The following is a 25388-nucleotide window of genomic DNA, read 5'->3' as shown; positions in this document are numbered from 1 at the left end:
GGAGAATCCGATGCTGCGCCTTCACACCTGGGCCACCCCGAACGGACGCAAGGTCTCGATCGCGCTCGAGGAGCTCGGCTTGCCCTACGAGCTGCGCTTGGTCGACCTCGGCGCGAACGAGCAGATGAAGCCGGACTTCCTGGCGCTGAACCCCAACCACAAGATCCCCGTGCTCGAGGACGACGGGCTCGTGATCTGGGAGTCGGGCGCGATCCTGCTGCACCTGGGCGAGCGCCACGACCCGAAGGGGCTGATCCTGCCCAAGGACGCGCGCAAGCGCGGTGAAGCGATCCAGCTCGCGTTCTTCCAGACCGGCGGCGTCGGGCCTAACCTGGGCCGGCTCGGGGCGGCGCTGCGGAAGGAGGGCGAGAAGAACGCCGAGATGATCCAGATCTTCTCGGCCGAGATGGCGCGACTCTACGGAGTGCTCGACCGGATCCTCGCCGACGGGCGCGAGTATCTCGCGGGTGACTACTCGATCGGCGACATCATGCATTACCCCTGGCTCTCGTTTCCGCTGGCGCTCAAAATGCCCGAGCTGATGAAGCTGCCGAGCGTGGTCGCGTGGCTGGAGCGGATCGCCGCTCGCCCGGCCGTAGCGAGGGGCATGGCCGTGCCGAGCTAGGGGAATCGGAGCTCACGCCGTGATCGCGAGCCTGCGCGACCGCAACGAGTGGAAGTTCTTCGGCGTCCTGCCGCGGGCCGACCGCGCGCTCGCGGCAGGCTGGTGGCTCGTGCTGGTGCTTCGCGGGCCGCTGCCCGCGCTCTTCGCCGTGGCGATGGGCGAGCTGGTCGGCGCGCTGCAGGAATCGCGATCGCTTGCCGGCCCGCTGACACTCGTCGGTGTCGTCTTCGTCCTGCTCCAGGTGCTCTCGCCGATCCACCTGGCGCTCGGCGCGAATCTCGGCAGCCGCACCGCCGCCTGGCTCTACGACCGGCTCGCGATCGCCTGCGTGCGGCCGCCGGGAATGGGGCACCTGGAGGACCCGGAGCTGGCCAACGACCTGGCCATGGCGCGCGATTTCGACCTGGGAATCAGCGGGCCGCCGCTCTCGATCTCGATGGACTTCATCGCGAGCGGCCTGGTCGAGCTTCTGGGCGGACTCGCCTCGGCAGTGCTGCTGTTCGGCTACGCGTGGTGGGCCCCGCTCGTGCTCGGCGGGGCCTGGCTCGCCACGCACTGGCTGCTGCGCGAGAGCGGAGTCTGGCGCGACCGCAACACCGACGAGGTGCGCGAGGCGCAGCGGCATGCGGACTACGCCTATCGCCTGGCGGTCGATCCGCCCGCCGCGAAGGAGCTGCGGCTCTTCGGGCTCGCGAGCTGGACGGTCGAGCGCTTCCGCTCGCGCCGGCGCCTGCTCTTCGAGCTGCGCTGGCAGGCGACGCGGCTCCGCGAGAGGCCAGTTGTGTGGAGCCTGCTGCTCGTGCTCGGCGCGAACCTGGCCGTGCTCGGCGCGATGGGTGCAGATGCGGCCAGTGGCGCGCTGCCGCTCGGCGCGCTGGTCACGTTCGCGAGCGCGGCGGTCGGAGCGAGCATGATCGCGTTCGGAGGGCTCTCCTGGGCGCTCGACACCGCGTCGGCGCCCGCGGCGGCGGCGCTCAGGCTCGGCCCCGCGATGAGCCGCGCGGGCGACCTGCGCGACGGCGAGCGGTCGGCCGCGGGAATGCCGGCGCGCGAGATCCGCCTTCGCGGTGTCGGCTTCGCCTACCCGACGGCGGGCGAGCCGGTGCTCCAGGACTTCGACCTCGCGATCCCGGCGGGCTCGTCGCTTGCGATCGTGGGACAGAACGGCGCGGGAAAGACGACGCTCGCGAAGCTGCTCTGCCGGCTCTACGACCCGCAGCGCGGGTCGATCGAGATCGACGGCATCGACCTGCGCTCGCTCGAGATCGACGGCTGGCGTTCGCGACTGGCGGCGGTGTTCCAGGACTTCGTCCGCCTGGAGCTGTCGCTTCGGGACAACGTCGCTCCCGCCGGCGCGCCCGACGGCGTGATCCGCGCGGCGCTCGAGGACGCGGGCGCCTCGCAGCTCGCCGATCTCGACGCGGTGCTCGCGCGCGGCTATCCGGGCGGCACGGATCTCTCCGGCGGCCAGTGGCAGCGGATCGCGCTCGCGCGCGCCCTCTGCGCGGTGCGGCTCGGAGCCGGCGTGGTTCTGCTCGACGAGCCGACGGCGCAGCTCGACGTGCGCGGCGAGGCCGAGATCTTCGAGCGGATCCTCGCGCGGACGAGACACGTCACCACGATCCTGATCTCGCACCGCTTCTCGACCGTGCGCAAGGCCGATCGCATCTGCGTGCTCGAGCGCGGCGCGGTCGTCGAGCTCGGCACGCACGACGAGCTTCTGGCGCGCGGCGGCCGCTACCGGACCATGTTCGAGCTGCAGGCGTCGCGCTTCGAAGACGCGGCCGAGGCCGAGGCGGGGCTCGATGTCCTCGACTGAGGTTCCGCTTCCCGCCGGCCTGCCGTCGATGTGGCGGGCGCTCGCGCGCGGCTACCAGGCCGAGCCGCTGCTGCTCTCGGTCGCGTTCGGATCGTCGCTTCTCGCGGCGCTGCCCGACGCGCTTCTCGCGTTCCTGTTCAAGCTTCTCGCCGACGCCGTGCTCGCGGGCGACCGCGCGCTCGTGCTCGGCGCCTGCTTCGGGCTCGGCGCCTCGGCCGCAGCGACCTGGTTCCTGCGCGTGGTCAGCGATCGCACGCAGCGGCGGTTCCGCGACCAGGTCTCGATCGCGCTCGAGTCGCACGTGGCCGGACTGCAGGCCGGCCTGGCCACGATCGCGCACCACGAGCGGCCAGAATACCTCGATCGGCTCGCCGTGCTGCGCAACCAGGTCTTCGTGCTCGACCACATGTACGCCTCGCTCTTCTCGACCTGCGGCTGGGTGCTGCGCCTGGGCGTGACGCTCGCGCTGCTCGTCTCGGTCCATCCCGCGCTGATCCTGCTCGCGGCGCTCGCGCTCCCGACCGTGCTCACCGCGAGCTGGCGTCCCGGCGTCGAGCGCCTGATGGAGGAGCGCGGCGCCGCCGCGAACCGGCTCGCGCGGCACCTGTTCGACACGGCGACCAGCGCGGCTCCGGGCAAGGAGCTGCGCGTGACGCGGATCGGCGAGCGCCTGGTGCGACAGCGCCGCGAGGCCTGGGAGCGCTGGTACGCGCCGGTCGCGCGCGCGCGCTTCGCGAGCGCCGCGTGGCACGCGCTCGCCTGGGCGATCTTCGGCGGGGCGTACGTCGGCGCGGTCGTGTTCGTCGCGCGGCTCGAGCCCCTCTCGCCGGGAAACGTGCTGCTCGTGCTCGCCGCCGGCGCCCGGCTCTCGGCGTATCTCGGCGCGACGGTGGGCGAGATCGGCTTCCTGCGCGGAATCTGGCTCGACGGCTCGGTGCGAATGGCGTGGCTCGAGGACTACGCGGCGTCGCTCGTGCGCGAGACGGACGCACCCGTGCCCGCGCGGATCGAGCGCGCAATCCGCTTCGAGAACGTCTCGTTCGCCTACCCGGGCACGGATCGCTGCGTCCTCGACGACGTGAATCTCGAGCTCCCGGCGGGCTCGGTGGTCGCGATCGTGGGCGAGAACGGCGCGGGCAAGAGCACGCTCGTGAAGCTGCTCTGCCGTCTCTACGGGCCGACCAGCGGCCGCATTCTCGTCGACGGAGTGGAGCTGGCGCGGATCCCGGCCGACGGCTGGCGCGATCGGCTCGCGGGCGCGTTCCAGGACTTCTTCCGCTTCGAGCTCCGCGCTCGCCACAGCGTCGGCCTGGGCGATCTGCCGCGGCTCGACGACGAGCCCGCGGTCCGATCGGCGCTGGACCGCGCCGGCGCGGACGACGTCGTCGCGGCGCTCCCGCTCGGGCTCGACGCGCAGCTCGGCCCCAGTTGGCCCGAAGGCGCGGACCTGTCCTTCGGCCAGTGGCAGAAGCTCGCGCTCGCGCGCGGCTTCATGCGCGAGGCGCCGCTCCTGCTCGTGCTCGACGAGCCGACCGCGGCGCTCGACGCCGAGACCGAGCACGCGCTCTTCGAGCGCTACGCGCGGGCCGCGCGCGGCGAGCAGATCACCCTGCTCGTCTCGCATCGATTCAGCACCGTGCGCATGGCCGACCTGATCGTCGTGCTCGACGGCGCCCGCGTGGTCGAGACCGGCACGCACGAGGCGCTGATGGCGAGAGGCGGCCCGTACTCCGAGCTGTACGGGATCCAAGCGGCGGCCTATCGCTAGTCGTATGCTGGCGCGGCAGTGCTGGCGCGGCAGGAAGGGGCCCCGAGATGGAGACGAGTGCGAGTCGCGTCACGATCCGCCCGGCGGATCTCGATCGCGCGGGCGACGCGGACGCGCTCTACGAGATCCTCGACGCGTACGCGCGCGAGCCGGGCGGACAGAACGCGCCGCTCGCGGCCGGCGCCCGCGAGGCGCTGGTGCCCGGGCTGCGCGCGCACCCGCAGATCTTCGTGCTGCTCGCGTGTCTCGACGAGCGGCCGGTGGGTGCCGCGGTCTGCTTCTTCGGCTTTTCGACCTTCGCCGGCCGGGACTTCCTGAACGTCCACGATCTGGCGGTGCTTCCCGCGCAGCGCGGTCGCGGCATCGGGCGCGCGCTGCTCGAGGACGCCGAGCGCCGCGCCCGAGCGCGCGGCTGCTGCAAGATGACGCTCGAGGTGCACCAGACGAACACCGGCGCGCAGAAGCTGTACCGCGAGTTCGGCTTCGGCGGCTGGGAAGCGCCGACGTTCTTCGTCACCAAGAGGCTCTGATGCGATCGCTCCGGCACGCCCTTCTCGCAGCTCTCCTCGGCCCGATCCTGGCGCTCGTCGCGACCGCCTCGGCGAGCGCGCAGTCGAGCAGCGACTTCGACGGGGACGGCCTGGCCAACCTGTTCGACAACTGCCCGTTCGTCGCCAATGCCGACCAGCTCGACTCGAGCGCCCCCGCCAACGGCACGGGCGACGCATGCGAGTGCGGCGACACGCAGGGCGACGGCCGCGTCGACCTGGTCGACAGCGTCGTGCTTCGCCGCGCGCTCGCGGCGCTCGGCCCCGGCGTCGACGAGCCCGCGAAGTGCAGCGTCGTCGGCGGATCGATGGACTGCGACGGGCTCGACTCGGCGCGAATTCGCGCGGCGCTGGCGGGGACCGCCTCGCTCGAGCCGGTCTGCCGCGCGGAGGTCGGAGCCGGGGAGCTGCCGCGGCGGATGGCCGTGGCCGGCGACAGCATTACGCGCGGCTTCGCAGCGAGCTGCACGTGCAACGTCGGCTTCGCCTGTCTGCTCGAGTGCGCGTTCGGCGGCGTCGAGCAGCCGCAGTACTCCTGGTTCAACGGCAGCTCGTCGAGCGTCTTCGATCTGCGCACCCGCTACCGCTTCTTCGACCCTGCGATCGTGGCCGTCGGCTCCGCCGCCGCGAGCGGCGCGCGCATGCGCGGCGGCAGCGACAGCTTCGCGATCCAGGCGGGCCGGATCCTCTCGCAGAGCCCGCTCCCCGACTTCGCGCTGGTGCTGCTGGGCGGCAACGACATCTGCAGCCGGGACTGCGCGCAGCCCGGCCACTGCGCGAGCCCGCTCTTCACCGACCAGGAGTGGCGTGATGCGGTCGAGCTCGGCCTCTCCGCGCTCACGGCCGGCTTGCCCTCCGGAGCTACGATCTACCTCGGCAGCGTACCGCGCGTGCAGGACCTGTACGCCGCTGGCGTGGCGAAGCAGAGCCAGGAGTCCGATGTCGACTGCGAGCTGGTCTGGGCGGTCGCCGACGTCTGCCGCATCGCCACCGATTCCGGGACGCTGAACTCCGAGACGCAAGCCTTGCGGCTCGCCGCGATTGCCGAGCGGCAGCTGCGCTACAACGAGATCCTGGTCGAGACCGCCGCGGCCTACACTTCCAACTCGAACGGCCAGAACCCGCGCGGGCTGCGCGTGGTCGCGGAGTACGCGGGCCTCGCCCTGCCCTCGGTCGGAACGCTCGAGTTCGGGCCGGACCAGATCAATGGCAGCGACTGCTTCCACCCGAACATCGCAGGGCAGCGCGCGATCGCCGACCTGATGTGGCAGAGCAGCCCGGTGCGCTAGCTCAGGCCGGGTCTAGAAAGCCGGTGAGTCCGTACTTCGGAAACGGACCGATGCAGATCTGCTCCAGCACGCCGACGCCGACGTCGCTTCCGCAGCGCGCGCGCATGACCTGCTGGATGTGCTGATTCTCGAGCGCGTTCTCGTCGAGGTCGGAGCACTTCCACGACTCGCCGCCGATCGCGAGCTCGCCGCGCCACATGCCGTGGCCCCAGACCGGATGCTGGTAGCCGATGCCCTTCATGCGGAAGCAGGTGAGCGGCAGGAGCTCGATCTCGTTTCGCGTGCCGTCGAGCTCGACCTTCGTGATCAACGCCCGGCTCGCGCGGCGCGTGCCCGGGGCGTACTCGATCTGGTGGTCGACCGCGAGAAGCGGCGCGTGGCCCGGGTCGTCCACGAGCGGGATCTGCGCGGGATCGTCGTAGACCGGCACGGTCGAGCCGTTCCAGTGCCAGCGCACGCCCTGGTTGGTCTCGAAGATTCCCGCGTGCGTGCAGCGGTGCTTCCAGTGCAGCGGCGCCCAGAGGAAGAAGATCCCGCCCGGCTCGCCCGGCGACGGCGGCGCACCGCCCGGATCGGGCGAGCCGACCGGGCGCACGCCCCACGAGCGATCCTTGGTTCCGTACACGCGCGAAGGCTCGATCGCGAGCCGCCGTCCAGCGTAGCGGATCTCGCCCTTCCACTTGCCGAACTGGTTGAAGCGCGTCGCGTCCATCGTGCCGCGGCGACGGCGCTGGCGCTGCTGCCCCTCGGAGAAGCTCGAGGTGCGCGGGATCCAGAGCAGGTCGGCGGAGATCCCGGTCTCGTTGGGCGCGAGCACCACGCGCAGCGCCCGGAGCGGCTCGATGATCTCGATCCGGAACGGCCCGACCTCGACCGCGCTCGGCTCGCGCGGCGCGCGCCGCGAGGCGTGGAACGCGTGCTGCTCGCCGTCGCGGACGATGCTGAAGGCGCAGTCCATGATGCCGAGGTTCGGGTACAGCGCCGCGGCCACGCCGAAGTAGAACTCCCCGTCGTCGGTGTAGCCGTTGAACCAGTAGCGGTCGTAGGCATTCCGGTCGGTCGCGGCCGGCACCGCGATCGGCTCCGAGGTCTGGTGGATCGGGTAGTCGTCGAACTTCGAGAGCATGGGCGACTCCTCCGCGAGCCTGCGCTCGGCGGGATTCTGACACGGGGGAGCCGCAGCGCGCCGAGCGGCGCCGGGCTAGGGAAGCGGCCCGAGCGGCAGGAGGTCGGCGCGCAGCAGGGCGAGCGCGCGCGCGATGTCGCGGTCCTGTCGCCGGTCCTCGCGCAGCATCGGGACCTCCTTGCGGACGGCCTCGAGCAGGGCACGGCCACGCCGCGTCGGAGAATCGTCCCGGCGCAGCTCGATCGCCTGGCAGCAGGCGAGGAGCGCGATCGCGGCGACGGTCTCCACGAGCTCGACCACGCGGCGCGTGTCGCGCGCGGCGATCGTGCCAAGGCTCACCTTGTCCTGGTTGTGCGACTCGGTGCTGCGGCTGAACGCCGCGGCCGGCGCGCAGAGCTTCTGCGCCTCGGCGGTGAGCGCGGACGCGGCGACCTGCATCGCCTTGAAGCCGCTCTGGACCGCGCGCGCCGGGCCTTCGGGCGCGATCAGATTCGCGGGCAGCCCGTCGGTGGCCTCGGGCGTGCAGAGCAGCGAGAGCTGGCGGTCGAGCAGATCCGCGACGCTCGCCAGCGCCCCTTTCAGCGCGTCGAGCGCGAAGCAGACGTGGCCGCCGTAGAAGTTCCCGCCGTGGAGCACGTCGCCCGTGTCCGGATCGACGAGAGGATTGTCGTTGGCCGAGTTCAGCTCGACCTCGAGAACTCCGCGGGTGAGCGTGGCCGCGTCGAGCAGCACGCCGATCACGTGCGGCGCGCAGCGGATCGAGTAGCGGTCCTGCAGCCGGGCCGGCTCGGGCATGGGCCGCGCCGGATCGTACTCGAGGTCCTCCGCGATCCAGGCCGCCGCGCGCACCTGACCGGCGTGCGGCTTCCAGGCGGCCAGGCGCGCGTCGAAGTGGGAAGCGTTGCCGTGCACGCAGCGGCTCGCGACCGCGGTGAGCGCGCAGGCGAGGCGCGCCAGGCGGAGCGCGTCGTCGAGCGCGAGGCAGCCGAGCGCCGTCATCACGCTGGTCCCGTTCACGAGCGAGAGCGCCTCCCGCGGCGAGAGTTCGAGCGGCGCGAGCGCGAGCTCCGCATGCGCCTCGGCGGCGGATCTCACGCGTCCCGCGAGCGTGACCTCGCGCTCGCCCGCGAGCGCGGCGGCAAGATACGAGAGCGGCGCGAGGTCGCCGCTCGCGCCGACGGAGCCCTGCTCCGGAATCCGCGGCAGCAGCCTCGCGTTCAGGAAGTCGCACAGCCGTTCCAGCACGAGCGGACGCACGCCCGAGTGGCCCGACGCGAGCGAGATCAGCCGCGCCGCGACGACCGCCGCGGCCTCGCGTTCATCGAGGATCCGACCGGTTCCCACACCCAGGGACTCGACGAGAAAGCGCGAAATCCCCGATCGCTCGTGCGCCGGGACCGCGGTCATGACCGCGGAGCCCACGCCGGTGGTCACGCCGTACACGGGCAGCCCGTCGTCGAGCCGCCGCTCGACGGCTCGCCGCGCGGCGTCGAGCCGGGCGCGGTACGCCGGGTCGGCCCAGAGCCGTGGCGCTCGCTCGAAACGCGCGAGCGCGAGCAGATCTTCGACGCTGACGGGCGCACGCCCGACGTACAGATCGCTCTCGGACGGACTCGTCACCCCGCCTCGTTGTAAGGAAACGAGCGGGGCCGCGCTAGCGGGCGCGCAGCGGCTCCTCGAAGCCCGCGACCTGACGCAGCGACATCAGGAAGATCCGGCGCGCCTCCGGAAAGCCGAGCCGCTCGTCGAAGTAGGCCGCGGTGCACAGGCCCATGAGCAGCGAGTACACCGCCTCGGCCGCGGCGTGGATCGCCGAGTCCAGCGGTCGCGGACACTGCTCGAGAAGCCTGACGATCCAGGTCTTGATCTCGCGGTCGAATTCGGCCTTCGTGCGGTAGAGCTCTTTGTCGTGGACCGCGAGGCCGAAGATCTCGAGCACGATGCCGACCTCGGTCTGGGTCGCGACGACCCCGGAGAAGAACACCTCCGCTAGCAGATCGAGGCGCCGCTCCAGCGGCGCGGGCTCGATCTCGCGCAGGCGTTCGAGCAGCCCTGCGGCCACCGCCTCCCAGTAGCAGTGCAGGATCGCGTTCTTGCCCTTGAAGTAGTAGAGCAGGTGACTCGGTGACATGCCCGCTTCGCGAGCGATGTCCGAGAGACTCGTCGCCGCGAAGCCGCGCGCGAGCATGCACGCGCCCAGCGCGGCGACGATGCGCTCTCGACGTTGGTCGGTTCGTGCAGCGGGGCTCGTCATGTCGCTGGCTTCTAGCGACCCGTCCAGCGCGGCTTGCGCTTCTCGGCGAAAGCCTTCGGCCCCTCGACGAAGTCCTGGCTCCGCGCCATGTCGGCGATCGCCGGGTAGAGCGAGTTGCGCATCGCGTCCTGCAGGTCCGGGATCGACAAGCTCTGCAGCGCGGTCTGCTTGCTAGCCCGGATCGAGAGCGGCGAGCACTCGAGGATCTGCTCCGCCCAGCCGCGCGCGGTCGCGAGCAGCGCGTCGTGCTTCGCGACGTCGGTGACGAAGCCGAGCTGCTTGCCCTCCTGCGCGCCGACGCGGCGGCCGGTCAGGATCATGCCCATGGCCTGCTTCAGCGGGATCATCCGCGGCAGGCGCTGCAGCCCGCCCGCGAGCGCCGCGAGCCCGACCCGCGGCTCGGGCAGCGCGAAGAGCGCGTTCTCCGACGCGATGATCAGGTCGCAGGCGAGCGCGATCTCGAAGCCGCCGCCCATCGCCACGCCGTTCACCGCGGCGATCAGCGGCTTCGACAGGCCGAAGCGCGAGGTGAGGCCGGCAAAGCCGCTCGCGGGTTGGCCGCGCATGTCGCCGCCCATCGCCTGGTACTTCAGATCGTTTCCCGCCGAGAATGCGCGCTCGCCCGCGCCGGTGATGATGCCCACCCAGGCCTCGGGGTCGGCCTCGAACTCGTCCCAGACCGCCGCGAGCTCGCGATTTGCCGGCGGGTGCAGGGAGTTCATGACCTCCGGGCGGTCGATGGTCACGGTCCAGACGTGCCCCTCGCGCTCGACCTTGCAGAACTCCGCCATTTGCCCCTCCGCTACTTCGGGACGGCATTGTACAGGGTGCATCGGGTACGATGCGGCGCGTGAAGCTGGGCGAGCTCTTCTCCGTCGATGGCAAGGTGGCGCTGGTCACGGGCGGTACGCGCGGCATCGGCCTGATGATCGCGCGCGGCTTCGTCGAGAACGGCGTGCGCACCTACGTCTGCTCGCGAAAGGCCGACGCCTGCGAGCGGGCCGCCGCCGAGCTCTCTCGCGTCGGGACCTGCATAGGAATCCCCGCCGACCTCGGCACGATGGAGGGGGTGGCCGGGCTCGTGTCCGAGCTCGCGTCGCGCGAGCCCGGGCTGCACATCCTGGTGAACAACGCGGGCGCGAACTGGGGCGCGCCGCTCGACGAGTTCCCGGAGTCCGGCTGGGACAAGGTCATGGACCTGAACTTGAAGTCGATCTTCTTCCTGACCCGCGACCTGCTGCCGCTCTTGCGCAAGGCGGGACGCGCGGCGGACCCCGCGCGCGTGATCAACATCGGCTCGATCGACGGCCTGCACGTGCCGATCCTCGACACCTACGCCTACTCCGCGGCGAAGGCGGGGCTGCACCACCTGACGCGCGTGCTCGCGCGGCGGCTCGCGGGCGAGAACGTGAACGTGAACGCGATCGCTCCCGGCCCGTTCGAGAGCCAGATGATGAAGGCGACGCTTGCGCGTTTCGGCGAGATGATCCGCAAGTCGAATCCGCGCGGGCGCATCGGCGAGCCGGAGGACGTGGCGGGAACCGCGATCTACCTGGCGTCGCGCGCCTCGGCGTACGTGACCGGGACGATCGTTCCCGTCGACGGGGGCTCGTCCACCTGTCTCTGAGCGACGCGACGCTGCCGGACTACCTGGCGGGCGTCGGCGTGCTCGCGGACGCGCGCGGGGTGTCGGTCGAGCCCGCGGGCGACGGGAACATCAACTGGGTGCGCCGGGCTCGCGCGCCCGACGGGCGGTCGTTCGTGGTGAAGCAGGCGCGCGGCGCTCTGGAGCGCTTCCCCGACTACCGCGTCGACCCGGTGCGAATGGTCTTCGAGGCGCGCTACTTCGAGATCGTGCGCGAGCGCGTTCCGCAGCGCGCGGACGTTCCCCCGAGGCTGGTCTTCTTCGACGAGGCCGAACGCGTGCTCGTGATGGAGGACATCGACCGCGCCGAGCGCCTCGACGCGCTCCTCGCCGAGGGCCGCGCCGAGCCGACGACGCTCGCGCTTCTCGGCGAGTTCCTCGCCGAGGTCCACCGCGCGACGCGCGCGGACGCGGCCGGGCTTGCGACGCGCTTCGCGAACGACGAGATGCGCAGGCTCCACGGCGAGCACATCTTCACGCTGCCCTACGAGCCCAACGATTTCCCGATCGAGCCGCGGCTTCGCGCTCTCGCCGCCGACGTGCTGGCTCGGCCGGGCCTGCGCGGGCGGATCGCCGAGCTTCGCGAGCGGTACTACGGCACGGCGGAGGCGCTGGTCCACGGCGATCCGCAGGCCGCGAACGTGCTGGTGCAGGGTGTGCGCCCGCGGCTGATCGACGCCGAGATCTCGCACGTCGGCGACCCGGCCTTCGATCTCGGACAGGCCTTCGCGCACGTGCACCTGCACCGAGCGCATTCGCGGGACGAGGCGAGGCTCGCCGCGTGCGAGCAGGCGCTGCTCGAGGGATACACGCGCGGGGATCGCCCCGACCGCGACTTCGCCGCAAGCGCCCGGGGCTTCGCGGGCGTCGAGATCCTGCGCCGCGCGATCGGCGCGGCACGGCTCGCCTGCCTGGGGACGACCGCCCGCGCGGAGCGCGCGCTCGAGCTCGGCGCGGCGCTGCTGGGGGCATAGGTGGCGGCCGCGGAAGAGATCGAGGCGCGCGCCGAAGCCGACTTCGACGAGCTCGTGCGCCAGAACCTGCGCCGGAACTACGCCGCGCACCTGGGCCACGGCATCTTCGGCCAGACCGGGTTCCGGCTGATCCAGGCGCCGACCTTCGTGCCCGCCTACATCTACTCGCTCTCGGGCTCGGAGCTCGTGGTCGGGCTCGCGCGCGCGGCGCAGGCGCTCGGCCAGTGCCTGTCGCCGCTGTTCTCGGCCACGCTGATCGAGCACCGCCGCAAGGTGCTGCCGATGGGCATGCGGACCGGATCGCTGCTGCGCCTGCAGGTGCTCGGCATCGCGCTGGCGGGGTTCTTCCTGCCGGTTCAGTCGAACCTGGCCGTGGTCTGCGTCTTCCTGGGCCTGTTCGGCTTCTTCATGGGGATGCAGGGCGTGATCTTCAACGTTCTGCTCGCGAAGGTGATCCCGGTCGAGTACCGCGGGCGCCTCTCCGGTCTGCGCAACGCGCTCGCGGGCGTGACCGCGGCGGGCGTCGCGTATCTCGGCGGGACCTGGCTGGTCGAGACGAATGCGCTGGGCAACGGCTACGCGGCCACGTTCCTGGTCGCGTTCGTGCTGACCGAGGCGGGGCTGCTCATGCTGCTGTTCATCCGCGAGCCCGACGCGCCCGCCGTGCGCGAGCGAAGCGGCGTGGCGGCGCGGCTCGCCGACCTTCCGGGGCTGCTTCGCGCGGATCGGAACTTCGGCGTGTTCCTGCTCGCCTGCGTGCTCGGCGCGCTCGGGCGGATCGCGATGCCGTACTACGTGCTGTACGCGAACCAGGCGCTCTCGATCGGCGGGCAGGAGCTCGGCCTGCTCACGGCCGCCTTCCTGCTCGCGGCCACCACCTTGAACCTGCTCTGGGGGGTGATCGCGGATCGCGTGGGCTTCCGCGCCGTGTTCCTGGGGTCGCTCGCGATCTGGATCGCGGGCACGTTCGTGCTGCTCGGCGCGGACGGCTTCGGCGCGCTGATCGCCGTCTTCGTGGCGCTCGGCGCGGGCTCGGGCGGGTTCATGATGGGACAGCAGAACCTGGTGCTGGAGTTCGGAACGCGCGCGGACCTGCCGCTGCGAATCGCCGTGATCAACGCGGCGACCGAGGCGATGGGCGTGGTGGCCCCGCTGGCAGGGGGCGTGCTCGCGACCGCGCTGGACTTTCCGTCGGTGTTCTTCGCCGCGATCGCGTTCAAGCTCGCGGCCGCGGCGCTCGTGGCCCTGCGGCTCAGCGAGCCGCGCGACTTCGCGGGCTGACTCGCGACGCGGTGCAAGCTCGCTTGCGTTCCAGCTCCGGGCGAAGCGTGTTAGATCGAGATCCCGCGAATTCTTGCGAGGGGACGACCAGATGCAGGAGAACGCGGCTGTCGAGCCGCGCCGCAGCCGCGCCGAGTCGAAGGAGGCGACGCGCAAGGCGCTGCTCTACGCGGGGCTTCTCGAGCTGATCGAGCACGGCCTCGACACCCCGAGTCTGGACAGGATCTGCGCCCGAGCCGGATTCACCCGCGGCGCGTTCTACGTGCACTTCAAGGACCGCGACGACTTCATGGTCGAGGTCACCGACTGGGTCCTCTCGGGAGTTCTCGACCGGATGGTCGGAGTGGCGGTCGGGGGCGATCTCGAGACGGCCCTCGGCCGCTTCACCGCTTTCGTCGTCCAGCGCGACCTGCCGCTGGTCGGCAGCGTTCCGGTCGCCACGCACCGGGTTCTCGAGTCGATCGCCCGATCCGACAAGCTGAAGCAACGCTTCGCCGAGCTGATGCGCGGGGCGGCTTCGCGGCTCGCGGGCCTGGTGGCGAACGGCCGGGTGCGGCGGGATCTCGAGCCCGGGCAGACCGCCTCGCTTCTGATCGCGATCGGAATCGGGGCGCTGTCCCTCGCGGACACGGGCGTCAGCATGGGCGAAGCCGAGCTGAAAGAGGGAATCCTCCGCCTGCTCGAGCCCTGACGGAGCGCGCGAGGGATCTGGCGGCGGCCGCGAAAGTGGGCTGGAATCCGCCCTTCGAATGGACGCGAATCGGAGCCAACGCCTCGCGCTTCTCGCGCTCGCGGGCCTGACCCTCTGGGCGGGGACCGCTCGTGCGCAGGGGCTCGAGTTTCTCGGTCAGCCGATCGCGCCGGGCGACCAGCGGCGGCTGCCGCTCCCGGTCTCGGAGACGTTCGTGGGCGAGGAGGCCTCGACGCCGGTGATCGTGGTGGCGGGGACGCTTCCCGGTCCGGTCCTCTGCCTCACCGCCGGAATCCACGGCGACGAGCTGAACGGGATCGAGGTCGTGCGGCGCTCGCTGGACCGCTCCAAGCCCGACGAGCTGAAGGGCACGCTGATCGGGATTCCGATCGTGAACCTCGCCGCGTTCCGGCGCAGCACTCGCTACATGCCGGACCGGCGCGACCTGAACCGGTTCTTCCCCGGACGACCCCGCGGCTCCAGCGCCGCGAGGCTCGCCCATTCGGTCTTCGAGCGGGTGATCCGAAGCTGTGACGCGCTGGTCGACGTGCACTCGGGATCGTTCCACCGCACGAATCTTCCCCAGGTTCGCGGCGACCTGCGCCGGCCCGAGGTCCTGAAGCTCGCGCGCGCCTTCGGCAGCGAGATCGCGATCCACAACGAGGGGCGCTTTGGCACCCTGCGGCGCGCGGCGAGCGAAGCCGGAATTCCCGCGATCACCTACGAGGCCGGCGAGCCGATGCGCTTCCAGACCGACGAGATCGAGCGCGGCGTGCGCGGCGTCGAGCGCATGCTCGGGCAGCTCGGGATGCGGGTGGCGAAGTCCGGCGAGGCGCCGGAGCCCGCGCTGTACTACCGCGCGCGCTGGATTCGCGTGGACGATGGTGGGATTCTCGCGTCGCGCGCCAAGCTCGGCGACGTGGTGAAGGCGAATCAGGTGCTGGGCACCGTCTTCGATCCGATCTCGAACGAGAAGTCCACGATCCGCGCGTCGCACCAGGGACGGGTGATCGGCATCGCGCTCGACCAGCTCGTGATGCCTGGCTTCGCCGCGTTCCACATCGCGACGGACGAGCCGATGGACGGCAGCGCGAACCCGCCGGCCGCCATGCTGCCGACCGTGGACGAGGGCGCGAGCGTCGGGCGCACGGAGTTCGAGGAGCGACCCGATTAGCACGGAACGCAGCGCGTGAACCGCGCAGCCGCCATCACCGGGAGCGTGCTCGTGGCGCTGGGGCTGTCGATCTTCGCTTGGAAGACGCTGGTCCTGCAGCTCCCGATCCTGCCCTCGAACGTCGAGAACCTGTGGCGCGTCGAGCTCGAGATCGAGGCGCGCGGTTCGGGCGCGCGCGGCAGCGTGCGCGTCGCGCTGCCGGGCTCGGACGGCGAGCAGGAGATCTTCGACGAGCGCCAGACCTCCGACCGGCTGGTGTTCACGATCCGCACCGAGGACGGCCAGCGCACCGGCGTCTGGAGCGGAACGTTCGACGGCGTGCACAGCATCTCGCAGGCGTTTCGCGTGCAGCTGGCGGAAGTGCCCCCGCCGCTGCCGACCGACCTGGCGCAGAAGCCGCCCAAGGAGATCGTCGCGGCCTTCAGCCGCTCGTCGTCGCGCTTTCCGGCCGACGCCCCGGAGATCCGCGAGCTGGTCGCGAACATCGCGCCGCCGGCGCCGAACGACCCGCTCGGCCAGATGCGAACGCTTCTGGGCTACGTGACGGACGAGATCCTGACCGCCACGACTGGCAGCACCGACGCTCTGCTCACGCTCTCGGCGGGCGAGGGCAGCCAGCTGGGAAAGTCGCGGCTGCTCGTCGCGATGCTTCGCGCAGCCGGATTCCCGGCCAGACTGGCGGCCGGCCTGCGGCTCCACGCCCAGCGCGACGCGCGCGAGACCGTCTGGGTCGAGGCCTGGGTGGGCGGGCGTTGGATTCCGCTCTCACCGACGCTGGGATTCTTCGGCGCGCGGCCCGCGAACATGCTGCTGCTGCGATCGGGAAGCGCTGCGCTGATCGAGGAGACCGGGCTCGAGGCGATCTCTTCTCGCTACCGCGTGCTGCGCGAGTCGCTCGACGCGAAGGAAGTCGCGTCGTTCATGGTGCCGACCAATCCGCTGCTCGCCGCCGTCTCGCTGTACCGGCTGCCGGTCCGGTCGCAGGAGGCGCTGCGAATCCTGCTGATCCTGCCGATCGGCGCGCTGATCATCTCGTTCTTCCGGAACCTGGTCGGGCTTCGCACCTTCGGAACCTTCATGCCGCTCCTGATCGCGCTCGCGCTGCGCGAGCTCTCGCTCTCGCTGGGCCTGTCGCTGGTGGGCTCGGTGATCGCGCTCGGCATCGTCTCGCGGCTCTTCCTCGATCGGCTGCAGCTCCTGCTCGTGCCGCGGCTGGGCGTGCTGCTCTGCGTCGTCGTGCTCGCGATCACCGCGCAGTCCCTGGTCGGCCGCAGCTACGAGGTGCGGGACCTGTTCGCGAGCATCCTGTTCCCGGTCGTGATCCTGACGATGCTGATCGAGCGCTTCTCGATCACCTCAGCCGAGGAGGGCCCCGGAGCGGCGGTGCGAAGACTCGCGTCGTCGACGCTGATCGCGATCTGCATCTATCCGGCCTTCCGGCTCCAGGCGCTGGAGCATCTGATGTTCGGCTTCCCCGAGCTCGTGATCTCGGCGATGGGGGCGCTGGTCGCGATCGGCGGCTACACCGGCTACCGCCTGGCCGAGCTCTGGCGCTTCCGCTCGTTCACGCGCCAGCTCGACGAGGGCGTGCCTTGACGATCGCCGCGAAGCTGCGCGAGGCGGGCGTGCTCGGCATGAACCGCCGCAACTCCGTGTTCACGATGCGCTGGAACCCGCGGCGCTTCTACCCGCGCGTGGACGACAAGCTCGAGACCAAGCGTCTGCTCCGCGACGCTGGCATTCCGACGGCGCGCGTGCTCGCGGTCGCGCGCGTGCACTCCGAGGTGCGCAAGATGCTGGCCGAGCTCGACGCCTACCCGTCGTTCGTGCTGAAGCCCGCGCACGGCGCGATGGGAAACGGAATCCTCGTGGTGCTCGAGCGCGACGGCGAGTGGTACCGGCGACCCGGCGGCAAGTGGATCGACCGGCGCGCGCTCTTCTACCACTCCGCGAGCATCATCTCGGGAGCGTACGCACTCGGCGGACAGCCCGACGTCGCCTTCGCCGAGGAGCGCCTCGAGGTCCACCCGGAGCTGGTCGCGATCACGAGCGAAGGCGTTCCCGACGTCCGCGTGATCGTCTATCGCGGCGTGCCGGTGATGTCGATGACGCGCCTGCCGACGCAGCGATCGCGCGGACGCGCGAACCTGCACCAGGGCGCCGTCGGCGCGGGGATCGAGATCGACACCGGTTGCACCAATCACGCCGTGCTCGGCGGTAAGCCCGTGCCGGTGCACCCGGACACGCAGGAGCCGGTGATCGGACGCGCGATTCCGGAGTGGACGCGGGCGCTCGAGATCGCGGTGCGCGCGAGCGATCAGACCGGGCTTGGCTACGTCGGGGCGGACGTGGTGATCGACGCGAACCACGGACCGCTGATCCTGGAGCTGAACGCCCGGCCCGGACTCGCGATCCAGGTCGCGAATCGGATGGGACTCCTGCCGCGGCTCGAGGCGGTCGACGCGCGGGTCCGTCCGGCCATGAACTGGCCCGAGCGGATCGCGCTCGGCGCCGAGATCGCGCGCGAGGCGCGCGAGGGACGGAAAGCTTGAGCAAGCCTGCCCCGTGGGTCGCGGTCTTCTGCGCGGCCGCACAGCTTCTGGTCGCGTCCGCGCGCGCCCAGACGAAAGAGCCGGCGGCCGCTCCGCCCGCAGCGGCGAAGCAGATGACCTTCGACTTCGACGTGAGCGCGCGGATCGTGCCGACCGAGCGCGCCGCGCACGTGACGCTCGAGCTCGGTCGCGGCGCGAATCACGTCGACTGGATCCGCTTCCGCATCGATCCCCAGCGCCATCTGCTGTTTCGCGGCGACGGCCAGATCGTCGCCGATGGCGCGCACCTGACCTGGACCCCGCCGCGCGCCGGCGGAAAGCTGCACTACGTGTTCAGGATCGACCACCTGCGCGACGCGCGCCGCTACGACGCGCGCTGCGCGAAGACCTGGGCGATCTTTCGCGGAGAGGATCTGGTGCCGCCCGCGCGCCCCAGCACCGAGGACGAGGCGCGCTCGCGCACGCGGCTCCGCGTGCGCCTTCCCGAGGGCTGGGGAATCGCGACGCCGTACCCGAAGCTTCGCGGCGGCGAGTACCGCGTCGAGCACCCGCGGCGCCGCTTCGATCGGCCGACCGGCTGGATGATCGCCGGGCTGCTCGGCGTGGTGCGCGAGGAGGTCGCCGGCGTGAAGATGTCGATCGCCGGTCCGCGCGGAGCGTCGGTCCGGCGCCAGGACATGCTCGCGCTTCTGCGCTGGACGCTTCCGACGCTGCGCGAGGCGCTCGGCTCGCTTCCGGACCGGGTGCTGATCGTCTCGGCCGGCGACCCGATGTGGCGCGGCGGGCTCTCGGGCCCCGGCTCGCTCTTCCTGCACGCGCACCGGCCGCTGATCAGCGAGGACGGCACCAGCCCGATCCTGCACGAGGTCGTGCACGCCGCGCTTCGCCTGCAGCCGGGCACCGACGGCGACTGGGCGATCGAGGGATTGGCCGAGTACTACTCGCTGCAGGCGCTCGGCCGATCCGGAACGGTGTCACCCGAGCGGATGGAAGAGGCCTACCAGTCGCTCGCGAAGCGCGGTTCCGAGGCCGCTCACCTGCGCAGCGGCACCGTCTCGGGCGCGGGCACGGCGCGCGCGGTGACGGTGCTGCGCGCGCTCGACCAGCGCATCCGCGAGGCCACCGACCGGACCCGGAGCCTGGACGACGTCGCGCGGCTCCTGGTCCGCGAGGGCGGCACGGTCAGCACCGCGCGCGTCCAGGAGCTGGCGCAGCAGGTGTCGGGGCAGGACCTCTCCGCATTCTTCCGCTCCGAGGTGCCGTAGCCCGGCTCAGGAAACCGTGCGGACCTGCGGGATCACCTCGCGCGCGAAGAGCTCGAGATGCTCGTCCACCCACTCGGGCGGCAGCCCGGGCGGGAGCGTCCAGCCGTAGAAGCGCGTGATCGGCTGCGCGGCCGCATAGCTTCGGATCGCCTCGATCGCCTGCTCGGGCGAGACGATCATCGCGCCGCGGCTGGCGAGGTCCGCGCGGCTCTTCGCGACCGCGGCGATCTGCATTCCGGCCTCTCCGAACCACTGCGCGTACAGATTGATCTGGTACAGGAAGTGCGCCTCGGCCTCGCGCCAGCGCCGCTCGGGATCGCGCGAGACCAGCAGCCACGTGATGCCCGATGCGATCTCGTGCGCGTCGGGGTCCTTGCCGAGCCGGCGCAGCTCGTCGCGGTAGATCGCAGCGAGCGGCGCGATCGGGCCGGTGGAGATGTACGCGTCGCCGAGCCGCGCCGCGCGTCGCACCGCCGGCTCCGAGAACCCGCCGACCCAGAGCTTCATCGGCTTCTGCACCGGAAGCGGGCGCAGATCCGCGTCGGTGTAGCGGTAGAAGCGCGCGTCGGAGGTGGTGACGCGCTCTCCCGCGAGGAGCTGGCGCAGGATCGGCAGCGCCTCGTTCATTCGCGCGGCGCGCTCGCTCGACGGGATCCCGAAGCCGGTGAACTCGCCCTTCCGGTACCCGCCCGCGACGCCGAGCTGGAAGCGCCCGCCGCTCATCACGTCGACGGTGGCGGCGTCCTCGGCGACGCGCAGCGGATCGTGGAGCGGCAGCAGCAGGACGCTCGTGCCGATCTGGATCGTGCGCGTGCGAGCGGCGATCGCGCAGGCGAGCGGAAGCATCGACGGGGTGTAGCCGTCGTCGATGAAGTGGTGCTCGCTCAGCCAGACGTCGTCCCAGCCCAGCGCCTCGGCGCGCACGCACTGCTCGACGATCCCTCGGTAGAGCCGCGTCGGGTCCTGATGCCAGCGCGGCGGGTTGCGGAAGTCGTACCAGAGCCCGAAGCGCAGACGTCGCGGCATTCTCACTCCCTGAGCTGGCGGATCATCGCGAGCAGCCGCGCGCGCTCGACCACGACGGTGACCATCGCGAAGCCCATCACCAGCGCGATGGTGCCGAAGAAGATGCGCAGCAGCAGCACCATCACGCCGGAAGAGAAGTTCATGTTCCGCGCGAGCGCCCGCAGCAGCCGCGCCTCGGCCTTCGTCTCGGGCACCGCGACCTCGATGCTGGACATCCCCCTCTCGAACAGGAACGCGAGCCGCGCGACCGGCCAATCGAAGCCCGGGCTCTCGCGCGGATCTGCCATCGGGTCGAAGCGCGCCACGCCCCAGACCAGATACGCGGCCCCGAGCAGCGCGAGAAGCGCGCCGGCGATCGCCATCGGCCGCTGGCTGCGCAAGAGGCGTCCGAGCAGACGACTCTCGCTCTCCGCGAGCTCGGCCACGTCTAGGCCCTCCGCGAGCGCGTGCGGACGCGCCAGCCGAAGCGGTCGAGATCGACGCGGTCGCGTCGATCGAAGGCGACGCCCTCGCGTTCGAGCAGGCGGCGCTGAACCGCCTCGCTGCCCGGGAACGCGCGCGCCGAGATTCGCCCCTGCGCGTTGATCACGCGCTGCCAGGGGACCGAGCCCGCGACCTGCTCGGGCAGCGCGTGTAGCGCGTAGCCGACCATTCGCGCCTGCCGGGGCAGCCCCGCGACGCGCGCGACCTGCCCGTAGGTCGCCACCCGGCCGCGCGGGATGCGTCGCACCACCGACCAGATCCGCTGGTACGAGCCGTCGCCCAAGCCGTTTCCCCCGCGCGCGATTCTAGCCGTATCGGGCCGTCGTCGGGAATCTTGACGTAGGAGTATGCTTTGGTACCCCTGCAGCCCGTCAGGGAGAACAGACATGGCCAGCCCCTCCGAGAGCGAGATCCTCGACGCGCTTCGCCCGATCCTGGATCCGGATTTCAAACGTTCGATCGTCGACCTGGGCTTCGTGAAGAACGTGCGCGTCGTCGACGGGCGCGTCTCGTTCGACATCGAGCTCACCACCCCCGCGTGCCCGGTGAAGGAGCGCTTCCAGAAGGACGCGCGCGAGGCGGTCGCCCGGCTCCCCGGCGTGCGCGAGGTCGAGGTGAAGATGACCGCGCAGACGCGCGGATCGGCGAACACCGCGCGGCCCGAGGGCCTCGACAAGGTGAAGAACGTGGTCGCGGTGGCGAGCGGAAAGGGCGGCGTCGGCAAGTCGACGGTCTCCGTGAATCTCGCCGCGGCGCTCGCCCGGACCGGGGCGACGGTGGGCCTGCTCGACTGCGACATCTACGGGCCGTCGATCCCGCTCATGCTCGGGATCAGCGGGCGCCCGCAGGTGACGCCGGACAAGAAGATCGTGCCGCTGCAGAGCCAGGGCCTGCGGCTGATGTCGATCGGATTCCTGGCTGGCGAGGACGCGCCGGTGATCTGGCGCGGGCCGATGGTGCACGGCGTGATCCGGCAGTTCCTCGCGGACGTGAAGTGGGGCGAGCTCGACTACCTGATCCTCGACCTTCCGCCGGGCACGGGCGACGCGGCGCTCACGATCTGCCAGACGGCGCCGCTCGCGGGCGCGGTGATCGTGACCACGCCGCAGGAGATGTCGCTGATCGACGCGCGCAAGGGTCTGCAGATGTTCCGGCGCGTGAACGTGCCGGTGCTCGGGATCGTCGAGAACATGAGCTTCTTCGTCTGCGACGGCTGCTCGAAGCGCCATACACTCTTCGGTGAAGGCGGCGCGGACCGCGCCGCAAACGAGCTCGACACCGAGGTGATCGGCCGGCTGCCGCTCCAGCCCGACGTGGTCGCTGCGGGCGACGCGGGCAGGCCGACGGTGATCTCCTCGCCCGACTCGCCGGCCGCGCTCGAGTTCCACTCGATCGCCGGGATCGTCGCGCGCAAGCTCGCGATGCTCGCCGCAGAGGCGCCGCCGGTGCTCGGCGGGAACCTCGAGTGGGTGAACACGCCCCGATGAAGGTTTTGCGCTGGGACGCGCCGGCCTGGTCCTTCTCGAGCGAGAAGCTGAAGAAGGTCGGGCTGTTCGCGTCGGAGCGGTTCTTCCTCGACCTGTACTGCCTGGAGCCCGGCCAGTCCCAGACCCCGCACGCGCACGCCGGCAGCGACAAGGTCTATCTCGTGACCGAGGGCCGGGCGCGAGTGCGCGTGGGCGAAGAGGAGCGAACGCTCTCCGCCGGCGAGGCGGCGATCGCTCCGTCGGGCGAGTCGCACGGGGTCGCGAACGACTCCGGCGAGCGCGCGGTCCTGCTGGTGCTGATGGCCCCGCCGCCGGGAAAGAGCGCGTAAGATCGGGGCGTGCCCGCGGTCGTCTCCAGACTGTTGCCGCTCGTCGTCCTGCTGCCGCTCGCGGGTTCGGCCCTCGCACAGACGCTGACCAAGCTGCCGATGCCGCAGAGCTTCCGCGCGAACGAGCTGCGCGTGCAGTGGGAGACGGACGCGAACCCGGTCGGGACGGTGAACGCGCTGGACCTCGGGCTCTCGAGCCCGGCGGAACGCTCGGTGCTCGCGCAGCAGACGATCGCGCTCGCGGCCGATCGCTTCGTCCACCGCGCGGTCGCGACCGGGCTCGCCCCCGAGACATCGTACGTGTACCGCGTGCGCAGCGGCGCGACATCGAGCGCGACCTACCCGGTGCGCACGGCGCCGCTCGCCGACTCGAGCTTCCGCATGGCGTGGATCGCCGACAACCAGAACCAGGCCGGCACGTCCTTCCTCTCGGTGCTCGAGCAGATCGTCCCCTTCGCGCCCGACGTGATCGGCCACGCGGACGACACCGTTCAGAACGGTCCGGTGCTCTCCGAGTGGCAGACGCAGTACTTCGACCCGCTCGCTTCGGCGTCGGCTCTGGGGCAGCGCACCCCGGTCCTGGTCGCGCGCGGGAACCACGACGGCGGCTCGCCCCCTGCGCTCGCCTACCACTGGCTGCCCGAGAACGGGCACTGGTACGCCGAGACGATCGGCCGAGTGCGGTTCGTCTTCATGGAGTCGAACGTCGTTCTTCCCGCGCAGGACGAGTACCTGCGCGCCGAGCTCGCTTCGCCCGCCGCCCAGAACGCCGAGTTCCTCGTAGTGGTCTCTCATCACCCGCCCTACACGAATCTGTGGGACCAGCCCGGATGGGACGGCGAGCCTTACGTCCGCGACGTCTGGGTCCCGATCTTCGAGGAGTTCGGCGTCGACCTGGTGATCAGCGGACATGCCCACTGCTACCAGCGCGGCGCGCGAAACGGAGTGACCTACACCGTCGTGGGCGGTGCGGGCGGCGCGCTCGACACCGTCTTCATCCCTCCAGGCTGGAGCTTCATCGAGGTCGCGCGACCCGTTCACCACTTCGCGATCATGGACGTCTCGCCCGGCAGGCTGGTCTGGAACGCCTACGATCTTTCCGGCAGCTCGATCGACTCCTTCGAGCTCGCGCGGTCGGCACAGATCCCGGTCTTCCCGACCGGGTCGGAGGCGTTCTGACGACGCAGCTCGCGGCGGCGACCGCGCTAGCGATCGCGGGCTCCGACCCGACGGGTGGCGCCGGGCTGCAGATGGATCTGCAGGTCTTCGCGCTCCACGGCGTGCACGGAATGGCGGTCCCGACTGCGCTCACGGTGCAGACCACGCGCGGGGTGCAGCGCACGCTGCCGGTGTTTCCGAACATCGTGGGCGAGCAGCTGACAGCGCTGCTCGGCGACATCCGGCCCGCGGCGATCAAGCTCGGAATGCTGGCGTCGGACGACGTGCTGCTGCGCGTGGCGAACGTGCTCGACGGCCACGACGACATCCCGCGCGTGGTCGATCCGGTGCTTCGCGCGAGCGACGGCTCGTACCTGCTCGAGCGACGCGCGTGGAGGAGCCTGGTCGAGCGGCTGATCGCCGGCGCGCGGCTGGTGACTCCGAACCTTCCGGAGGCCGAGACACTGACTGGAGAGAGCGATCCTCTCCGCGCGGCGCAGGCGTTCCTGGACGCAGGCGCGCAGGCGGTGCTGGTGAAGGCCGGCCACGGTGAGGGCCCGGCCGACGACCTGCTCGCGACCCGCGAGGGAGTCACCTGGCTTCGCGGCGAGCGCATCGCGGGCGCCCCGGTGCACGGCACCGGCTGCGCGCTCTCCGCCGCGATCGCGGCGCGTCTCGCGCACGGCGAGCCGCTTCTCGACGCCGTGCGCGGAGCGAAGGCCTTCGTCGCGCGCGCGATCGCGGGCGCGCAGCCGCTCGGCAAGGGCGCGCCGATCCTGCGTCTGGCCGTCGCGGAGGGCTACTTCACCCGCTCGATGTAGCGCTTCTCGGCCGGGTCGACGCGGATGCGCTGGCCGGACTCGACGAACGACGGGACCTGGATCGCGACGCCGTTCTCGAGCACCGCCGGCTTGCTCGACTTCGCCGCGGTCTGCCCCTTCACGGTGGCCTCGGCCTCGCGCACGGTGATCTCGATCGATTTCGGCAGCGTGATTCCGATCGGGCGCCCGTCGAGCGTCTCGACCCAGCACTTCATTCCCTCGGCGAGCCACGGCTTCGCTTCGCCGAGCACCTCGTCCGACAGGCTCGTCTGCTCGTAGCTCTCGGTGTCCATGAAGATCGCGCCGTCGGCGTCGGAGTACAGATAGTCCATCTCTCGCGACTCGATCGCGGCCTCGTCGACCTGGTCCGCGGTCGAGAACTTGATCTCGCGCTGGGTGCCGTCGAGGATGCTGCGCAGCTTCACCTGGATGAACGCGCGGCCCTTTCCCGGCGAGCGTATCTCGCTCTCCAGCACGCGGAACGGCCGGCCGTCGATCATCACGTTCATCCCGCGGCGCAGCTCGTTGGCTTGCATCTCCGGCTCGTCCCCCGTCGTGGGGCGGGAGGATAGCCGGCGGGCTTGCGCCCGCGAGGGGCCGCGACGGAGAATCCGGGCCATCGACCCGAGGAGGAGCATCGATGGCGAATCAGGCACGCAAGACCGTCTGCTTCTGCGGCGCGGTTCAGCTCGAGCTCGACGGCGAGCCCGCGGTCCAGGCGTTCTGCCACTGCAGCTCGTGTCGGGGCTGGCTCGGCGCGCCGATCCACGCCGCGACGCTCTGGCCCGCGGCGAGCGTCCGCGTCGTGAAGGGCGCGGACGACCTGGGCCTGATCAAGCGCACCGAGGCGAGTCACCGCCAGTTCTGCAAGAGCTGCGGCAGCCCGGTCCTGGTCCGGCACCCCGCGATCGGCATGGTGGACGTCCCCGCCGGCACGATCGGCGGATTCGCGTTCAAGCCAACGCTGCACGTCCACTACGGCGAGAAGGTGCTCGCGGTCCGCGACGGCCTGCCAAAATTCCGGGACTTCCCGAAGGACTTCGGCGGCTCGGGCGAGACCGTCGCCGAGTAGC

General features: G+C 71.3%; 26 protein-coding genes. 18 read left to right on the top strand and 8 right to left on the bottom strand.

Annotation, left to right across the window (positions count from 1 at the left end; genetic code table 11):
• Window positions 1-10: 10 nt before the first annotated feature.
• Genes FJ108_01065 through FJ108_01045 form a run of 5 tightly spaced genes read left to right on the top strand, consistent with a single transcriptional unit; the run spans window position 11 to window position 6049 of the window.
• Window positions 11-625 (top strand): glutathione S-transferase family protein, encoded by a 615-nt coding sequence (locus FJ108_01065; GenBank protein MBM4334489.1) that lies wholly within the window; start codon window positions 11-13, stop codon window positions 623-625.
• Between the two features lie 19 nt (window positions 626-644).
• Window positions 645-2444 (top strand): ABC transporter ATP-binding protein, encoded by a 1800-nt coding sequence (locus FJ108_01060; protein ID MBM4334488.1) that lies wholly within the window; start codon window positions 645-647, stop codon window positions 2442-2444.
• Window positions 2431-4212, top strand: a complete 1782-nt coding sequence (locus FJ108_01055) for an ABC transporter ATP-binding protein (protein ID MBM4334487.1) — start codon at window positions 2431-2433, stop codon at window positions 4210-4212. Before FJ108_01060 ends, FJ108_01055 begins: the two co-directional genes overlap by 14 nt.
• 47 nt (window positions 4213-4259) lie before the next feature.
• Window positions 4260-4742: a GNAT family N-acetyltransferase gene (locus FJ108_01050; protein ID MBM4334486.1), complete on the top strand. Its 483-nt coding sequence runs from the start codon at window positions 4260-4262 to the stop codon at window positions 4740-4742.
• Complete coding sequence (locus tag FJ108_01045; GenBank protein MBM4334485.1) at window positions 4742-6049, top strand: hypothetical protein; 1308 nt, start codon at window positions 4742-4744, stop codon at window positions 6047-6049. Before FJ108_01050 ends, FJ108_01045 begins: the two co-directional genes overlap by 1 nt.
• Before the next feature lies 1 nt (window position 6050).
• On the opposite strand, the gene FJ108_01040 is transcribed toward FJ108_01045, so the two are convergent.
• The 4 genes from FJ108_01040 to FJ108_01025 all read right to left on the bottom strand — a co-directional run bounded on the left by FJ108_01040 (window position 6051) and on the right by FJ108_01025 (window position 10220).
• A complete protein-coding gene (locus FJ108_01040; protein MBM4334484.1) occupies window positions 6051-7175 on the bottom strand; it encodes a hypothetical protein in 1125 nt (374 codons plus the stop codon).
• Between the two features lie 75 nt (window positions 7176-7250).
• Entirely contained in the window at window positions 7251-8795 is a 1545-nt protein-coding gene (locus FJ108_01035; protein MBM4334483.1) for an aromatic amino acid lyase, read from the bottom strand.
• Window positions 8796-8829: 34 nt separating this feature from the next.
• Entirely contained in the window at window positions 8830-9429 is a 600-nt protein-coding gene (locus FJ108_01030) for a TetR/AcrR family transcriptional regulator (protein ID MBM4334482.1), read from the bottom strand.
• Window positions 9430-9440: 11 nt separating this feature from the next.
• Complete coding sequence (locus FJ108_01025) at window positions 9441-10220, bottom strand: enoyl-CoA hydratase (protein ID MBM4334481.1); 780 nt, start codon at window positions 10218-10220, stop codon at window positions 9441-9443.
• Window positions 10221-10270: 50 nt separating this feature from the next.
• Between FJ108_01025 and FJ108_01020 the strand changes: the two genes are divergently transcribed.
• The 8 genes from FJ108_01020 (at window position 10271) to FJ108_00985 (ending at window position 19011) form a co-directional block, all read left to right on the top strand.
• A complete protein-coding gene (locus FJ108_01020) occupies window positions 10271-11056 on the top strand; it encodes an SDR family oxidoreductase (GenBank protein ID MBM4334480.1) in 786 nt (261 codons plus the stop codon).
• Window positions 11057-11094: 38 nt separating this feature from the next.
• Window positions 11095-12048 (top strand): hypothetical protein, encoded by a 954-nt coding sequence (locus tag FJ108_01015; GenBank protein ID MBM4334479.1) that lies wholly within the window; start codon window positions 11095-11097, stop codon window positions 12046-12048.
• Entirely contained in the window at window positions 12049-13329 is a 1281-nt protein-coding gene (locus FJ108_01010) for an MFS transporter (protein ID MBM4334478.1), read from the top strand.
• Window positions 13330-13420: 91 nt separating this feature from the next.
• Complete coding sequence (locus FJ108_01005) at window positions 13421-14020, top strand: TetR/AcrR family transcriptional regulator (GenBank protein ID MBM4334477.1); 600 nt, start codon at window positions 13421-13423, stop codon at window positions 14018-14020.
• Between the two features lie 58 nt (window positions 14021-14078).
• Complete coding sequence (locus FJ108_01000; protein ID MBM4334476.1) at window positions 14079-15194, top strand: succinylglutamate desuccinylase/aspartoacylase family protein; 1116 nt, start codon at window positions 14079-14081, stop codon at window positions 15192-15194.
• Between the two features lie 15 nt (window positions 15195-15209).
• Entirely contained in the window at window positions 15210-16790 is a 1581-nt protein-coding gene (locus FJ108_00995; protein MBM4334475.1) for a hypothetical protein, read from the top strand.
• Entirely contained in the window at window positions 16787-17746 is a 960-nt protein-coding gene (locus FJ108_00990) for an alpha-L-glutamate ligase-like protein (protein MBM4334474.1), read from the top strand. The genes FJ108_00995 and FJ108_00990 overlap by 4 nt, the downstream gene beginning before the upstream one ends.
• Window positions 17743-19011, top strand: a complete 1269-nt coding sequence (locus FJ108_00985) for a hypothetical protein (protein MBM4334473.1) — start codon at window positions 17743-17745, stop codon at window positions 19009-19011. The genes FJ108_00990 and FJ108_00985 overlap by 4 nt, the downstream gene beginning before the upstream one ends.
• Window positions 19012-19017: 6 nt before the next feature.
• Here FJ108_00985 and FJ108_00980 read toward each other — a convergent pair whose 3' ends face one another.
• Genes FJ108_00980 through FJ108_00970 form a run of 3 tightly spaced genes read right to left on the bottom strand, consistent with a single transcriptional unit; the run spans window position 19018 to window position 20908 of the window.
• Window positions 19018-20037, bottom strand: a complete 1020-nt coding sequence (locus tag FJ108_00980) for an LLM class flavin-dependent oxidoreductase (GenBank protein ID MBM4334472.1) — start codon at window positions 20035-20037, stop codon at window positions 19018-19020.
• 2 nt (window positions 20038-20039) lie between these two features.
• Window positions 20040-20462, bottom strand: a complete 423-nt coding sequence (locus tag FJ108_00975) for a hypothetical protein (GenBank protein ID MBM4334471.1) — start codon at window positions 20460-20462, stop codon at window positions 20040-20042.
• Window positions 20463-20464: 2 nt separating this feature from the next.
• Window positions 20465-20908, bottom strand: a complete 444-nt coding sequence (locus tag FJ108_00970) for an MGMT family protein (protein MBM4334470.1) — start codon at window positions 20906-20908, stop codon at window positions 20465-20467.
• Between FJ108_00970 and FJ108_00965 the strand changes: the two genes are divergently transcribed.
• The 4 genes from FJ108_00965 to thiD are packed head-to-tail and all read left to right on the top strand — an operon-like array spanning window position 20907 to window position 24315.
• Window positions 20907-22007: an Mrp/NBP35 family ATP-binding protein gene (locus FJ108_00965; protein ID MBM4334469.1), complete on the top strand. Its 1101-nt coding sequence runs from the start codon at window positions 20907-20909 to the stop codon at window positions 22005-22007. The genes FJ108_00970 and FJ108_00965 overlap by 2 nt on opposite strands.
• Complete coding sequence (locus FJ108_00960; protein MBM4334468.1) at window positions 22004-22336, top strand: cupin domain-containing protein; 333 nt, start codon at window positions 22004-22006, stop codon at window positions 22334-22336. Before FJ108_00965 ends, FJ108_00960 begins: the two co-directional genes overlap by 4 nt.
• Window positions 22337-22345: 9 nt before the next feature.
• The gene (locus tag FJ108_00955) at window positions 22346-23515 is read left to right on the top strand and encodes a metallophosphoesterase family protein (GenBank protein ID MBM4334467.1); all 1170 of its coding nucleotides are present in this window, start codon (window positions 22346-22348) and stop codon (window positions 23513-23515) included.
• Window positions 23167-24315: a bifunctional hydroxymethylpyrimidine kinase/phosphomethylpyrimidine kinase gene (thiD, locus tag FJ108_00950; GenBank protein ID MBM4334466.1), complete on the top strand. Its 1149-nt coding sequence runs from the start codon at window positions 23167-23169 to the stop codon at window positions 24313-24315. Before FJ108_00955 ends, thiD begins: the two co-directional genes overlap by 349 nt.
• Here thiD and efp read toward each other — a convergent pair.
• Window positions 24294-24953, bottom strand: coding sequence for an elongation factor P (efp, locus tag FJ108_00945; protein MBM4334465.1), 660 nt, complete (start codon window positions 24951-24953; stop codon window positions 24294-24296). The two genes, thiD and efp, sit on opposite strands and share 22 nt — an antisense overlap.
• Before the next feature lie 2 nt (window positions 24954-24955).
• Between efp and FJ108_00940 the strand changes: the two genes are divergently transcribed.
• Complete coding sequence (locus FJ108_00940) at window positions 24956-25387, top strand: GFA family protein (protein MBM4334464.1); 432 nt, start codon at window positions 24956-24958, stop codon at window positions 25385-25387.
• Window position 25388 lies beyond the last annotated feature (1 nt).

It is taken from the genome of Deltaproteobacteria bacterium (genome assembly GCA_016875225.1).
Lineage (GTDB): Bacteria > Myxococcota_A > UBA9160 > SZUA-336 > SZUA-336 > VGRW01.
The sequence above is the reverse complement of the archived record's forward strand: the minus strand, read 5'-3'. Positions and strand labels throughout refer to the sequence as shown.

Bases quoted from the DNA above. Each gene is read 5' to 3' on its own strand.
- FJ108_00965 (MBM4334469.1), top strand. From the start codon at position 20,907: ATGGCCAGCCCCTCCGAGAGCGAGATCCTCGACGCGCTTCGCCCGATC.
- FJ108_00940 (MBM4334464.1), top strand. From the start codon at position 24,956: ATGGCGAATCAGGCACGCAAGACCGTCTGCTTCTGCGGCGCGGTTCAG.
- FJ108_01040 (MBM4334484.1), bottom strand. From the start codon at position 7,175: ATGCTCTCGAAGTTCGACGACTACCCGATCCACCAGACCTCGGAGCCG.
- FJ108_01030 (MBM4334482.1), bottom strand. From the start codon at position 9,429: ATGACGAGCCCCGCTGCACGAACCGACCAACGTCGAGAGCGCATCGTC.
- FJ108_00960 (MBM4334468.1), top strand. From the start codon at position 22,004: ATGAAGGTTTTGCGCTGGGACGCGCCGGCCTGGTCCTTCTCGAGCGAG.
- FJ108_01055 (MBM4334487.1), top strand. From the start codon at position 2,431: ATGTCCTCGACTGAGGTTCCGCTTCCCGCCGGCCTGCCGTCGATGTGG.
- FJ108_01050 (MBM4334486.1), top strand. From the start codon at position 4,260: ATGGAGACGAGTGCGAGTCGCGTCACGATCCGCCCGGCGGATCTCGAT.
- FJ108_01065 (MBM4334489.1), top strand. From the start codon at position 11: ATGCTGCGCCTTCACACCTGGGCCACCCCGAACGGACGCAAGGTCTCG.
- FJ108_01000 (MBM4334476.1), top strand. From the start codon at position 14,079: ATGGACGCGAATCGGAGCCAACGCCTCGCGCTTCTCGCGCTCGCGGGC.
- FJ108_01045 (MBM4334485.1), top strand. From the start codon at position 4,742: ATGCGATCGCTCCGGCACGCCCTTCTCGCAGCTCTCCTCGGCCCGATC.
- FJ108_00980 (MBM4334472.1), bottom strand. From the start codon at position 20,037: ATGCCGCGACGTCTGCGCTTCGGGCTCTGGTACGACTTCCGCAACCCG.
- FJ108_00970 (MBM4334470.1), bottom strand. From the start codon at position 20,908: ATGTCTGTTCTCCCTGACGGGCTGCAGGGGTACCAAAGCATACTCCTA.
- thiD (MBM4334466.1), top strand. From the start codon at position 23,167: ATGGGACGGCGAGCCTTACGTCCGCGACGTCTGGGTCCCGATCTTCGA.
- efp (MBM4334465.1), bottom strand. From the start codon at position 24,953: ATGCTCCTCCTCGGGTCGATGGCCCGGATTCTCCGTCGCGGCCCCTCG.
- FJ108_01025 (MBM4334481.1), bottom strand. From the start codon at position 10,220: ATGGCGGAGTTCTGCAAGGTCGAGCGCGAGGGGCACGTCTGGACCGTG.
- FJ108_01005 (MBM4334477.1), top strand. From the start codon at position 13,421: ATGCAGGAGAACGCGGCTGTCGAGCCGCGCCGCAGCCGCGCCGAGTCG.
- FJ108_01020 (MBM4334480.1), top strand. From the start codon at position 10,271: ATGCGGCGCGTGAAGCTGGGCGAGCTCTTCTCCGTCGATGGCAAGGTG.